This window comes from Pararhizobium sp. IMCC21322, assembly GCF_030758295.1.
GTDB lineage: Bacteria > Pseudomonadota > Alphaproteobacteria > Rhizobiales.
On sequence record NZ_CP132335.1, the window covers coordinates 4,805,066 to 4,818,880 of the forward strand.

The 13,815-nt window shown below is 53.3% G+C and carries 11 protein-coding genes; 5 read left to right on the forward strand and 6 right to left on the reverse strand.

Translation table 11 applies throughout. The features are described 5' to 3' along the window. Positions 1 to 39: 39 nt before the first annotated feature. Positions 40 to 1,323, forward strand: coding sequence for an ABC transporter permease (locus tag RAL91_RS22845; RefSeq protein WP_306258534.1), 1,284 nt, complete (start codon positions 40 to 42; stop codon positions 1,321 to 1,323). Between the two features lie 4 nt (positions 1,324 to 1,327). After that, a complete protein-coding gene (locus RAL91_RS22850; protein ID WP_306258535.1) occupies positions 1,328 to 2,263 on the forward strand; it encodes an ABC transporter permease in 936 nt (311 codons plus the stop codon). A gap of 119 nt (positions 2,264 to 2,382) precedes the next feature. Here the strand turns inward: RAL91_RS22850 and RAL91_RS22855 are convergent, their stop codons facing one another. The 4 genes from RAL91_RS22855 to ppsA form a co-directional block, all read right to left on the reverse strand. Continuing rightward, a complete protein-coding gene (locus tag RAL91_RS22855) occupies positions 2,383 to 3,609 on the reverse strand; it encodes an arginine deiminase (RefSeq protein WP_306258536.1) in 1,227 nt (408 codons plus the stop codon). Positions 3,610 to 3,763: 154 nt separating this feature from the next. Next, complete coding sequence (locus RAL91_RS22860; protein WP_306258537.1) at positions 3,764 to 4,453, reverse strand: Crp/Fnr family transcriptional regulator; 690 nt, start codon at positions 4,451 to 4,453, stop codon at positions 3,764 to 3,766. A gap of 546 nt (positions 4,454 to 4,999) precedes the next feature. Further along, positions 5,000 to 5,437: a host attachment protein gene (locus tag RAL91_RS22865; protein ID WP_306258538.1), complete on the reverse strand. Its 438-nt coding sequence runs from the start codon at positions 5,435 to 5,437 to the stop codon at positions 5,000 to 5,002. Positions 5,438 to 5,517: 80 nt separating this feature from the next. Continuing rightward, positions 5,518 to 7,926, reverse strand: a complete 2,409-nt coding sequence (gene ppsA, locus RAL91_RS22870; protein WP_306258539.1) for a phosphoenolpyruvate synthase — start codon at positions 7,924 to 7,926, stop codon at positions 5,518 to 5,520. Positions 7,927 to 8,060: 134 nt separating this feature from the next. Here ppsA and RAL91_RS22875 point away from each other — a divergent pair, with 134 nt between their 5' ends. The 3 genes from RAL91_RS22875 to RAL91_RS22885 are packed head-to-tail and all read left to right on the forward strand — an operon-like array spanning position 8,061 to position 10,418. Continuing rightward, a complete protein-coding gene (locus tag RAL91_RS22875) occupies positions 8,061 to 8,432 on the forward strand; it encodes a hypothetical protein (RefSeq protein WP_306258540.1) in 372 nt (123 codons plus the stop codon). A gap of 41 nt (positions 8,433 to 8,473) precedes the next feature. Next, on the forward strand, positions 8,474 to 9,766 hold the full coding sequence (locus RAL91_RS22880) for a glycosyltransferase (RefSeq protein WP_306258541.1): 1,293 nt from the start codon (positions 8,474 to 8,476) through the stop codon (positions 9,764 to 9,766). Then, on the forward strand, positions 9,753 to 10,418 hold the full coding sequence (locus tag RAL91_RS22885; RefSeq protein ID WP_306258542.1) for a lysophospholipid acyltransferase family protein: 666 nt from the start codon (positions 9,753 to 9,755) through the stop codon (positions 10,416 to 10,418). The genes RAL91_RS22880 and RAL91_RS22885 overlap by 14 nt, the downstream gene beginning before the upstream one ends. Before the next feature lie 252 nt (positions 10,419 to 10,670). On the opposite strand, the gene RAL91_RS22890 is transcribed toward RAL91_RS22885, so the two are convergent. Both RAL91_RS22890 and RAL91_RS22895 read right to left on the reverse strand, forming a co-directional pair. After that, positions 10,671 to 11,849, reverse strand: coding sequence for a cation:proton antiporter (locus RAL91_RS22890; protein ID WP_306258543.1), 1,179 nt, complete (start codon positions 11,847 to 11,849; stop codon positions 10,671 to 10,673). 58 nt (positions 11,850 to 11,907) lie between these two features. Continuing rightward, the gene (locus RAL91_RS22895) at positions 11,908 to 13,752 is read right to left on the reverse strand and encodes a heavy metal translocating P-type ATPase (protein ID WP_306258544.1); all 1,845 of its coding nucleotides are present in this window, start codon (positions 13,750 to 13,752) and stop codon (positions 11,908 to 11,910) included. Between the last annotated feature and the right edge of the window lie 63 nt (positions 13,753 to 13,815).

A 13,815-nucleotide genomic window follows, 5' to 3' on the forward strand; every position in this document is an offset into this window, starting at 1 on the left:
TGACAGTCGTTTCTGGCAGTCGTTAAGGTGGGCAAACGGATGGCTGATACAGCAAACAGTTTTGACAACAGGCCCACGCAAGCAGAACTCGACCTCACAACGGTCGACGGAACACCGTTGAAAGTCGCACTGGCCAACGCTCAGAAGCGCGCACGACAGCGTGCCCTGTTTCTGGTTTTGCCCCTGTTGCTGTTCGTGCTGATAACGTTTCTTGCCCCGATTGGGCAAATGCTGTTCCGCTCGGTCCACAATCCAAGTTTTTCCGATCATATTCCAAATCTGAGCGTGTGGTTTGACGAAAACCCCGCTGGTACCGAGCCGGGTGAAGCTGCCTTTGAAGCGCTGGTTCTGGATCTGCGCAGCATGCGCGCGGACAAAACCATGGGCATCGCCGGAACCCGTATAAATTATGACCTGCCCGGAAGCCGGTCCCTGTTTACCGGTACCGCACGCAAAGCCGGGGCGATGGAGCCTTCGTTTCAGGAAGCTATCCTGGCGGCCGACCAAAAATGGGCTGATCCGAAGCTTTGGCAAGTCATGCGCGGCGCATCCTCAGCCTACACGGCTGATTTTTACCTGGCCGCACTGGATCGCACGCGGGATGTGAACGGTGATATCGTTGCGGTCGATGATGATCGAAAAATCTATGCGGCTAATTTTCTAAAAACGTTGTTTTTGGCAGGATTGATTACATTTTGTTGCCTGATCCTGGCCTTTCCGGTCGCCCATCTGCTGGCCACATTGCCGCTGCGCCAATCAAATTTACTGATGATTTTTGTATTGCTTCCATTCTGGACGTCATTGCTGGTCCGCACGACCAGCTGGATTGTGCTGCTGCAATCGCAAGGCGTGGTCAATGACACCTTGGTTGCGACCGGCATCGTAGCTGACGAAAGCCGGATACAGATGATCTACAATCAAACCGGAACGATTGTAGCCATGATCCACATTCTGCTGCCCTTTATGATCCTGCCGCTTTATTCTGTCATGCGGCCAATCAACCCGAGCTATGTTCGCGCGGCCCGATCTTTGGGCGCGACAAGCTGGACTGCTTTTCGCCGGATATACCTGCCACAAACCATCCCGGGCATGGGCGCTGGAGGACTATTGGTTTTCATTCTTGGCGTTGGCTATTACATCACCCCGGCGCTGGTGGGTGGAGCGAGCGGTCAGTTGATCTCTAATTTTATTGCCTTTCACATGCAAAAATCATTGAACTGGTCGCTTGCAGCCGCGCTGGCAACCCTGCTGCTTTTGATGGTTTTGCTGTTGTACTGGCTTTATGACCGCCTCGTTGGCATCGACAATTTGAAGTTAGGGTAGCGCTATGGCTCTTCCAAAACACGCATCAACCCTGGAACGGGTTTGGCACTACACCTATCTGGTGATTTGCGGGCTGATCTTCTTGTTTCTGATCGCGCCGATTCTCATCGTCATTCCATTGAGTTTCAATGCCGAGCCCTATTTCACATTCACCCAGAAAATGATGTCCTTCGACCCTGAGGGCTTTTCGACGCGCTGGTATGATCTGCTTCTGACATTCGGCATGTCTGCGCCGGATGTGGCGCGAGACGGCAGCTGGTGGGCGGATGTCTGGCAGAATTCAGCCTGGGTACAAGCGGCAAAAAACTCGGTCATAGTGGGTGTGTTCGCAACCATTTTTGCAACTGTTCTGGGAACCATTGCGGCCTTGGGATTAAGCCGACCGGAAATGCCGTACAGGCGTTTAATCATGGCAGTTCTGATTTCGCCAATGATTGTCCCGATCATCATCACCGCAACCGGATTGTTCTTTTTCTATTCATCCATCCAGATTGCAAAGTGGGAGCTGTTTGGATGGCAAATCCCATATCTCGGGATTATCCTGGCCCATGCGACTTTGGGCATTCCATTTGTCATCATCACCGTCACCGCAACCCTGGTGGGATTTGATCATTCTTTGACGCGTGCTGCCGCCTCGCTCGGCGCTAATCCAAGAACAACGTTTTTCAAAGTCACAATGCCACTCATACTTCCTGGTGTGATTTCCGGAGCGCTTTTTGCTTTTGTCACATCCTTTGATGAGGTGGTTGCCGTGCTGTTTATTGGCGCCTTTGACGAGCAGACAATCCCGCGCCAGATGTGGAATGGCATCCGTGAACAGATCAGCCCTGCCATCCTCAGCGTGGCAACTATTCTGGTGGTTATCTCCGTCTTGTTGTTGACGGTGCTGGAACTCCTGCGTCGACGCTCCGAACGCCTCAGAGGTCTGTCGCCCGGATAGCAGGCAAATCAAAATCGCTGATTGGAGCCTTCGGAGTATCTGACACAAATGGCGATTTGGGTGCACAAGAACCCAACCCATTCGAAAATCACGGTGGTGTTCCGAAATTCCATTGATTGTCAGTCCACAAGATCGCGCAAAAGCGGACAGGTCATTCCATGCCCGCCACCTCGGCTGCGGCCAAGTTCAGCCCCATCAATTGTGATGACCTCAACACCGGCATCCTGCAGCCTTGTATTGGTACAAACATTGCGTGCATAGGCTATGACAACGCCGGGTTCCAACGCGACAACAGTGTTGCCATCCTCCACTTGTTCCCGCTCGGCTGCATAGTAATCACCGCCGGTTGAGACGACGCGCAGCTTCTTCAAACCAAGAAGCGCAGCGACAGCGTCTGTGAAGCCGACATCAAGGCGCTTGCATGTCAAATTGCGGCTCCCTGAACCCGGCGTAATGCGATAGCTGACAAGAGCATCAATAACGGGCGAATAGGCGGTCACCAGATCGCGGTCGCAGAAGGAGAACACAGTATCCAGATGCAGAATCCTGGGGGTGCGGGGCATCACTGCAACAAGAATTTCATCAGCAATGCCACGGGCAAACAGCTGCATCGCCAAATCCGTTACTGCCTGCGGGGTGGTGCGCTCGCTCATGCCAATGATGATCTTGCCATCGCCAACCGGCATGACATCTCCGCCTTCAAGAGAAGTGCTGTAGCTATCGCGCTCATCGCAGGTCCACAAAATATCAAAGACCTGCTGCTCGAAGGTGGGGTGGAAATGGTAGATCGCAGCAATATTGGCTGTCTCCTCGCGGCGCGCTGGCGAATGCATCGGATTCAGCACGACTCCGGAATAGATCCATGCCGAACTATCTCGGGTAAAAAGCTGGTTGGGCAACGGTGGAATGACAAATTCATGGGGTTTCAGCACAGAAGTGACAAATGAGCTGGATTTGAATGGCAGCTTTGCCAACGGCAAACCACCAATCAAAATACGGGCAAGGTCTCTGGCTGGCATGTCATCGAACCATTGCTTCAGATCACAGGCAAGATCAGCACCCATCTTTCTTGGATGAATGCGCCGCTCCAGCAGCCATTCCCGGGCATCACCAAACTCCAGAGTTTCCTCCAGAAGCTTGGCAACCTGAAAAACCTCAACGCCGCGGCCACGCATGATAGCGGTAAAAGCATCATGCTCCTGCTTGGCTTTTTTCACCCAAAGGACATTATCAAACAGCAACTGATTGCAGTTTGATGGTGTCAGATATTCCAAACTCAATTCCGGCCTGTGAACCAGAACTTTACGCAGTTTTCCAATTTCCGAATGGACACCGAATGCAGCCATAGCTATCTCACCACGGTTTGATGATATCGGTTTCTGCAGGGCTTCCATGCGCCACCATGCGTCTTCCAAAATTCATCTTTTCCACGAATTTGATAAGAGGATGCGCGCTCAAAACGACTATGGCATTGATGGCCATCAAGAAAGTGTCAGGCCTTTACACCGGATAGTCTTCCAGCCATTCCTCATGGTTTGCGATTTTTGCAAGACGCCCGGGACTGGTAATTTGGAATGTGTTGCCATCAACAATTTTCAGGATGTTTGCTTTGGACATGGACTGAATTTGCCGCGAGATCGTTTCAATGGTGGTGCCCAGAAACAGGGCTATGTTTTTCCGGTTGATTGGAAACCGGATAGTCGGGTTGGGAGGCAGGTCTTCTTTCGGACATCCCGTCTGCAGAGAGCGCCTCAACAACATCAGCAGAAAGCTGGCTATCCGCTCCCGTGCATTTTGACAGCCAAGCAGAACCATCCACTCACGCGTCGCATCAAGTTCGGTCAGCACTTTTAAAAGCAACTCATGCTGCATTTCAGGGTTGTTCTGAACCAACGTCTCGAACGCCTTGCGATCGAAAACGCAGATTTCAACATCGCTTGCTGCCTCATACGCAAAGCGGCTGTGATCGGAGAATATGTGGCCCATGAAGTCTGACGGAAAGAGCAGACCCACAATCTGCTGCCGCCCATCCTCCAGGGTCTTGGACAGCTTCACAACGCCCGAGACAACATTGCCCACAAAGTCCAGCGAATCCTGTTCGGTGACAATAGTCTGCCCGGCTGAAATTCGCCGTGTTCGGCTGATCATCGCCAGTTCTCTGGCGGCTTCGTCTCCCGCAAATGCGCACATTGTCCGATTGTGAATTGGGCAAGTATCACATTTGGATTGAAGAGAATTTTGATTGATCTGCACTACTCGATCTCCAAAATCAAATTCTGCCACTGCTTAGACCATATATAGGGAACGACAACCAGAAGTTCCTGATCGGGATTTTCGTCTTCAATGCATCAATTGGAAGCTATCGCAGTCTTCTGTTCAGGACGGTCTTGCAAGACAAATCCGCACGTTCACTCATGTCGAACACTGTCTGGACAGCGCCGACAAACTGATCGGTTATATCGATACCGCCGCAACGAAAACCATAGATCGCAATGACTGGCCAAACGGCCCTTTCGGAGGTCGCCATCAAGCCGGATGAGGCGATATGTGTGGCACCCGATCCGCCTTTGGGCAAAATGTTTGAGAAATTGTCCTCCAATAGCAAACGCAAGGTTCTCGTTGTGATGGTCCAAAACTGTTGGGCGTTATCACCCTGTCAGATGTCTTGAATTAACTCACCGTGCAACAGGATATCGGAGAGATGATGATGTTGAAAATACCCACCACGCATCTTCATCAAAGCAGCAGAACCTCATCAAAATGAGAGGCCATTTCTGCCGGCGGGGTGTTGACGAGATTTTTCTGTACGGTTGCTCTGACAGTCCCTCCCAGCATCGGCTCAACAGAGTTGACCAACGCAGACAGCATTTTGGGTCCTGCGCATAAGACAAGTTGATCGAAGTTGCCACCCTTGTGAGCAGCAGCAAGTTTTGCCGCAATCTTTGTTGCAAACATTTCCTCTTCAGCCTGGCTGTTGACATGTGGTACCAGCGCACTTCGAGCGGAACCAAAGCTGGCAAAACTACGGCCAGGTTGATCACTCGCACCCGATGAAACATCCGCCTTCCATTGGGCTTCTTTGACAGCTTTCAAGCCACTGCCGGGACCCTCATGTACCATCACGAAAGCGCGGCTCCGATCGGCAATGATTATCCATGTCGTTTTGGCTTTCATTTTTCAGGCTCCTTATGCAGACCTGAGTGAAAATATGCATGACATCCCCAATTGGCAGACCACTTTGATCTTACCCAAAGTCAATCAGAGGTGCTTTTTCCGACCAGAGCCCGTTCGGCTTCCGCGACCTGTGTCTTTACGGCCAGGAAGCTGTCCGGGGTCACTGAAATACTGTCAATTCCGGCATTGACTAGGAATTGCGCATAGGACGGGTCATTACTTGGCGCCTGACCACAAAGCCCTACCTTGATGCCGCTCTCATGGGCACGATCTATTATCGTCTCAACCATCCACAACACGGCCGGATCGCTTTCCTCAAACAGGTCAGCAAGCTCCTCATTGTCACGGTCGATTCCAAGTGTCAGCTGGGTCAGCTCATTTGAGCCAATTGAGAAACCGTCAAAGCGTTCAGCAAATTCACTTGCGCGAATTGCATTGGATGGAATCTCACTCATGACATAAATCTCAAGCCCGTTCTCACCGCGCTGCAATCCGTTTTCCGCCATCACCTCGAGCACCCGATCAGCTTCCTCGGGCGAGCGGCAAAACGGCACCATCAAAATGACGTTCGAAAATCCCATGACTTCGCGCAAATGGTGCATGGCCCTGCACTCAAGGGCAAAACCATCGCGATACATGTCGGAATAATAGCGTGAGGCACCGCGCAGTCCGATCATCGGGTTTTCTTCTTGCGGTTCAAACTGTGCGCCACCCAGAAGTTTGGCGTATTCATTTGTTTTGAAGTCGCTCATGCGTACAATGACCGGTTTGGGGTAAACTGCAGCTGCAATGCGCGACAGGCCGCGCGAAAGCGTCTCTACAAAGTAATCGCCTTTCTCGGCATAGCTCTCGGTCAGCAGACCGATTGCATCCTTGTCTGCCTTGTTCTCCAGCGCGTCGAAATGGGCGAGCGCCATAGGGTGGGCTTTCACTGCGGAATTGACCACAAATTCCATACGCGCCAGACCAACGCCATCACTTGGCAACCGCCACCACCGGAACGCCGCCGCAGGATTGGCCAGATTGAGCATGATTTTTGTGTTGGTTTTCGGAATGTGATCCAGCTGGATTTCTTCAATTTCAAAATCGAGCAAGCCAGCATAAACCTCACCTTGCTCGCCCGAGGCACATGACACGGTGATGTCCTGGTTGTCGTGGAGCAATTGCGTTGCCCTGCCCGTGCCGACGATCGCCGGAATTCCCAGTTCGCGACTGACAATCGCGGCATGGGATGTGCGGCCGCCATGATCGGTAATAATTGCGGCTGCGCGCTTCATGATGGGCACCCAGTCCGGATCAGTCGTGGTTGTCACTAGCACGGCACCATCGACAAAATTCTCAATATCGGCGACATCTTCGATCAGGCAAACCGCGCCCTTGGCAATGGCGCTTCCGACACTGAGCCCCGACAGAACAGGCTCCGCAGATGCGGTCAACCGGTAGGATTTCATGGCATGAACGTCGATACGTGATTGCACCGTTTCGGGCCGAGCCTGCACGATGTAGAGCATCCCGTTTTCACCATCCTTGGCCCATTCCATATCCATGGGCTGTCCGTAATGCTGTTCAATGGTGACCGCCTGGCGCGCCAAAACAAGAATATCGGCGTCATTCAAAACGAATGATTGGCGCTCATGTTTCGATGTGGGAACGTTCTTGGTTTCACCACCGGACTGGCCTGCGTAAATCATCTTCTGTTCTTTTTCACCGCAGCGCTTTTCAAGAATCGGCACAAGTTCCAAATCCTCTAGAAATGGTTTGAAAACCTGATATTCATCCGGGTTGACCGTGCCCTGAACTACGTTTTCGCCCAGCCCCCATGCCCCGTTGATCAAGACGACCTTGTCGAAGCCCGTTTCCGTATCGATGGAAAACATGACGCCGGAAGCACCAATATCAGATCGCACCATTTTCTGAACGCCGATGGAGAGCGCCACTTTGCTGTGATCAAAACCTTTCAATTGACGATAGGTGATTGCGCGATCAGTGAAGAGCGAGGCAAAGCAGCGTCGACATGTCTCAAGCAGGGCTCGTTCGCCGCGCACATTCAGAAAGGTTTCCTGCTGACCGGCAAAACTTGCATCCGGCAGATCTTCAGCAGTGGCACTGGAGCGCACGGCCACCGACAGATCATCGGAACCGGTGCGTGCGCCCAATTCCGCAAAGCAAGTCAGAATGTCATGCTTGATATCGGGTGGCCAATCGCCAGCCGTGAAGGCTCTTCGTATTTCAGCTCCGGCTTCCGCAAGGGTGACTTTATTATTCTCCAGGTCACCCAAAACCCGATCGAGCACGCGATCCAGTTGATTGAATTCCACATAGGCGCGGCATGCATCTGCAGTGGTGGCAAAGCCGGGCGGCACCTTGATGTCGACTTGTGACAGCTCTCTCACCATCTCGCCAAGCGATGCATTTTTGCCGCCGACAAGGCTCACATCACCGCGCGACAAATCCTCGAACCACATTACATTTCTGGTTTTTGTTGTCATACTGGCCATCCTGAATGTGAAGGTATTGGACCCAGCTTCGCGCCTTTTTCACAAGCGTCCATTGATGCACATCAACGCAGGACACAGTGCAATGGCAGACCATATTTACAAGGCTTGCAACGGGTGAGGATGTGATGAATACCAAAGCACTGGCAAATGTCGTCAATCAGGTCAGACAGGCGAAAGTTCTCGATACCGAGTTATTGGCGCAAGCCATTGGTGCGATGGAACAGGCTTTCCCGGACGAGAACTTTGCTGATGCAAAACAGCTTGTCGATTTCGAACCCACAGAAGCTGTGCTGCATTTGATTGAGGCGCATTTACCGGAATGGGCCATCACACTGAAAGGGCGCGCGGATGAAGTGGACGGAAGCTGGACATGCGCCCTGCGCAAAACTGATGCAAGCGACGACGACGCATTTATCGGCATCGGATCAGGCCCGACGCTGCCTTTGGCGCTGCTGACGGCTGTTCTGAGAGCAAGCATTGTGCGCACCGCACGATGAAGTTCAGACTCTGGTGACACATGCGCGGAGCCTGTTGAAACATGAACGTGTTGATGTTCACCAATACGTTTACCCCGCATGTCGGCGGTGTTGCCCGAAGTGTGAGTGAATTGGCACACCAATTGCGCCAGGCGGGTGACAGCGTGCTGATTGTTGCGCCGGAATTTGAAGGAATGCCCTCGCAGGAAGACGGCGTGGTACGCATCCCCGCGTTGCAGAATTTTGGCGGCAGCGATTTTTCAGTACCGATACCACTCACCACGAATCTGTCGGACATCATCGAGGATTTTCAACCTGATATCGTTCACAGCCATCATCCGTTCTTATTGGGTGACAGTGCCCTGCGGGCAGCCAGTTCCACGGAAACTCCGGTCATCTTCACCTATCACACGCGCTATGAATTATATGGTCACTATGTCGCCCAGGATTCTGATCTTCTGAAACGGCTGGCACAGAGCCTGTCGATTGGCTATTGCGATCTTTGCGACGGCGTTATTGCGCCCAGCGACAGCATTGAACGTTTTCTGCGCGCGCATTCGGTTAAAACCGAAATTGCAACCATTCCAACAGGTGTTGATACTGCAGTGTTCTGCAACGGCGTAGGCGCACACACGCGTCAGATATTTTCAATTCCCACCAAGGCCCCGCTTGTGGGCCATGTGGGCCGTCTGGCCCCTGAAAAGAACCTTGGCTTTTTGGCCGCCTCACTGGCGCTCTTTCTCAATCAGAACGCGGAAGCCCATGTTCTGATCGTGGGTGACGGGCCGTCACGCTCTCATATGTTGGAGATTTTTCGGTCGGTGAATGTTGACGACCGTGTCCGATTTTCCGGCGTGTTACAGGGACCGGCATTGGTCGATGCTTACGCATCAATGGATGTCTTTGCCTTCACCTCCTGCTCAGAAACGCAAGGCCTCGTCTTGGCCGAAGCAATGGCTGCCAGCGTACCGGTTGTCGCCCTTGATGCACCCGGTGTCCGCGAAATGGTGCGCGACCGCATCAATGGCAGACTGCTATCTGCAACGGCGGAAGAAACAGAGTTTGCGTCCGCCGTTGCGGGTCAGTTCAGCTGCAACATCGAGGCGCGCAAACAACAACAGGAAGTCGCCCGCCAGACGGCCGCGCGCTTTTCCATTTCATCCACCACCGACCAGATGCGGTCCTTTTACAACAAAATCGAATCCGGGCATAAGCACACGGAATACAAGCATGACAATCTTTGGACATGGTCAAAACGTGCCGTCTCGAATGAACTTGATATTATAGGCAATATTGCCCACGCTGCGAGCAATGCATTATTCTCCCCACCAGCAAAATCCGATGAACAACAATAGTGGCTCAAACGCCGTTGAGCGGCTGCTTGCCCGGATCATTGCCCTGCCAATCTGCCTGCTGATGTCTGCATGGTGCATGACATTGAACAGGCAAGTGCAGGACCTAACGAAACTCGATCAGATGACAAAAGACGGCCACCGGGTTCTGGCAATGTTCTGGCACGGGGAATATCTGCCGCTGTTTGCCCTGGCCAAGGGCAGAAATGTCGTCGTGGTGACCACGAGTTCATTCCGCGGCAATGTCATTGCAAACATTTGCCATTGGTTCGGCTATCAACCGGTCAGGCTGCCGGTAAAGGGTCGCGGAATGCACGTTCTTGCAAAGCATTTTGACCAAAACTATGGGCTCTATGCGGTCGCCCTGGACGGTCCTTTGGGACCCTATCATCGCATCAAGCATGGCGCTTTGCAGCTGGCCATCGAACAGGGGGTTCAACTTGTCCCTATCGGGATTCAGAGCAAACGAAAAATAGTGCTTGCATCACGTTGGGACAAACAGGAAATTCCGCTGCCATTTTCACGAGTGTCCATCACTGTTGGCGATATGATTGACGGCAAGGATACTTCACCGGGACCCGACCATGCGCTGCTCGATCAAAAAATCGCGACCGCAATGGAGGAGCAAAGCCGCCTTGCCGGCGACCTGCTGTGAAATGCATTTCATCAAATTGATGAGGGTCTGAATTGATCAGCTATTGACCGTCATCAATCGAAGTTCTCCCACCTGCGCAGCTTTCTATCATAGGTGCGTCGATACAATGCAAAACTCAGGCTGCAACAATCGGACATTCGTTGGGCAGAGGCTGCAGGTCCAGGTCATTTCAGATCGGCTGCGAAATACATCCGTTTCAGATTGAAATCAGCGTAGCTGCGCTTGTCAGCAGGCTTTTTTGCCCAATCAATCTCAATCAGTTTCAGAAGTTTGCGACGCCTTCACCTTTGACAGTGCAATCTGAGTGAACAAGGGCCCAACCAGTTCAAAAATAACGGTGGTTCCGATGGCAATGGCCAAAATGGATCCGGCGCGGTCCGGAAATGCGCTGGCAGCAACCAGTGCCATGCCCATGGCCACACCGGCCTGCGGCATTAGTGCGACACCGATCCAGCGGCTCTCAAGTCGGTCCATACCGCTGACACGTCCCCCGGCCCAGCCGCCAACAACACGCCCAAGGGCGCGCAACAGCACATAGGCAAGGCCAATCAGGCCGATTTCCAAAATGGCTGAAAATTCAAGTGAAGCCCCGGCGAGAATGAAGAACAGCACCATGAACGGCCATTCAATACTCTCGATTTCGTGAAACGGACGCGTATGATGGCGCGCGATATTGGCAATCACCACACCACATATCATTGTTGACAGCAGAAAAGACGCACCAAGCTCAAGCGCGAGCCCGCCACACAAAAACACAACACCAAGGGCTTCAATCATGGAAGGTTCGCCCGGTTTCAGACGCCCCGTCAGATAGGCTGCCGGCATTCCAATCGCGGCCCCTAAAAGAAATGCGCCACCAATCTCCAGTGTAATGTGCCCCACCACCTGAGTGGCATCACCGCCCCCGAGAGCATAACTAGCAGCTAGCATGAGGCTGAACACAATCAGAGCCCATGCATCATCTATGGCAACTGTACCCCGCAGAATTCGTGGGAAAGCCCCTTCAAGACCTGAACTACGCACAACATCTTCAGTTGCAGCCGGATCGGTAGCGCAGGCAATGCCGGCAAAGACAAGGCACAGAACCGGATCAATTCCAAGCGCCCACAGGCCCAGCCCGACAAACATGGATGTCAGAAAAACGACCCCCAGCGATACGCCCAGAATATGTCGCCCGTCCCGTGTGATAACAGATCGCGTCAGATGGCCACCCAGCAGAAAAGCAACCATCACCAGCGCAAATTTGGCGATCAGGGGATACCAGTCATTGGCAGCAACAGGAATGAGATTCAGAACTGATGGACCAGCCAGTATTCCAAACGTCACAAGCAATGTAACCCTTGGAAGCCGTGTCCGCCTGCCCAGAGCATCCAATGCCAAACCTGCCAGCAGCAGCATACCGAGCGTGATCAGAATTCTGGAATGTTCCATAACTTCATCTTTCGCAACGATTTTGGTCTGACGACCTGTGCAGTCTTTGGCAATGATTTTACGCTTCGAGCGGCACTGTATTCAGGACTCTCAACGCATTCAGGATCACCGCCACATCAATCACTTCCTGCAGAACAGCGCCCTGCACCGGTGCGAGATAGCCCAGTGCGGCGGCAATCATTCCGACAAATGACAAACCGATCCCGATGCCGACACTTTCCAGAGCTATGCGACGTGATCTGCGTGCAATTTCCAATCCGGGCAGCAATCGATCCAGTTGATCAACCAGCAGCACGACATCTGCAGCTTCTGCCGACGCCGCCGTGCCGCGTGCGCCCATGGCCACCCCAACATCAGCAGCGGCCAATGCCGGCGCATCATTCACACCATCGCCGACCATCATGACAGGGCCGTTCTTTCGCTCACTCAGAACCAGCAGCACCTTTTGGTCAGGCGTCAGCTCGGCACGCAAACCATCAAGATCAAGTCCGTCAGTCACGGCCTCGGCGACAGAGAGACGGTCACCGGTCGCAAGCAGAATACGTTTCATGCCAATCCGGCGCAGACCCTTCAGAAAAGCAATTGTGCCGCTGCGCAGCGCATCTGCCATTTCGATGTGCCCAACCAATTGGCCATCCACTGCCAACGCGACAATAACCGCGCCGTTCGACCGGGCCGGGTGATCCATCCGGGCACATTCTGCAAGACCCATGACAAAATCCTCGCCGCCAACAACAACATCATGCCCGTCAATCCTGCCGGTGATGCCCTCACCGGGGGTTTCCACAAGATCGGTTGGGACCGGAAGATGCATGCCCCTTTGCTGCGCCGACGCCACAATGGCCTGTGCAACAGGATGCTTTGACCCTTGGTCAAGCCCGGCTGCAAAGAACAGCATCTCATCAGGTGTCAGATCAGATAGTGCGTCGATTGACACGATTTTGGGCCGCCCTTCTGTCAGCGTGCCAGTCTTGTCAACGATCATGGTCTCAATCCGCGCCAAAGCCTCAAGCGGCTTTGCGCCCTTGATCAGCACACCGTAATGCGCAGCCCGTGACAGCCCTGCCACCAGAGCAACCGGAACGGCCAGAATAAGCGGACAGGGCGTTGCAACCACAAGCACAGCGACCGCTCTGATAGGATCGCCACTAAACCACCAGGCCAGAGTTGCCATGGCAATTGTGACGGCCAGGAACAGAAGGGAATACCGATCCGCCAACCGCACCATTGGTGCTTTTGACTTTTGTGCCGCCTCCACCAGCCGCACAATTCCAGCATAGGTGCTGTTGGCTGCCAGATGCGTTGCACGCAGATCAAACGTTTCGCCCGCATTGGTGGATCCGCTCATCACGGCCTGGCCTTGTTCCAGCCGGACTGGCATCGATTCACCGGTCAGCGCCGATTGATCCAGCAGCGCCCGACCGCTCTCTACCGCGCCATCCACAGGCGCAATGTCGCCCTGGCGTATCAACAGCAGATCACCGGGCGCCACATCATCCAGCGGAACTTCTTCCAATTTGCCGTTGTGATGAATTGTTGCTGTCCGAGGCACGCGCGAAAGCAGATCGCTCATCTCCCGGCGGGCCCGCACCTCTGCAAAGCTTTCAAGAAGGGTGCCGCCGGAATACATCAGGGCCACAACGGCCGCAGCCAATGTTTCCCCAAAAAACAGCGCGGCAGACATTGAAAGCGCTGCCACAATATCGAGCCCTAAATCACCCTGCCTCAGGCTTCGGATGATCTCGACAATGAGGGCCGCCAGAATCGGAATGACGCCGCCAGCCCAGACATAATCCGCCAGACCCGAATACCCAGCTGCCCAAAGGCCTATACCAGACACAAGTCCGATAAGCGCAATGGCCAGCAGAGCTACATTCCAACGATCTGGAGACAGCAATTTCATGTTATGCGCAGCGAACTTTCATTGATCACAAACCAGCAAGCCCATAATGAACGTTGGCTGGGT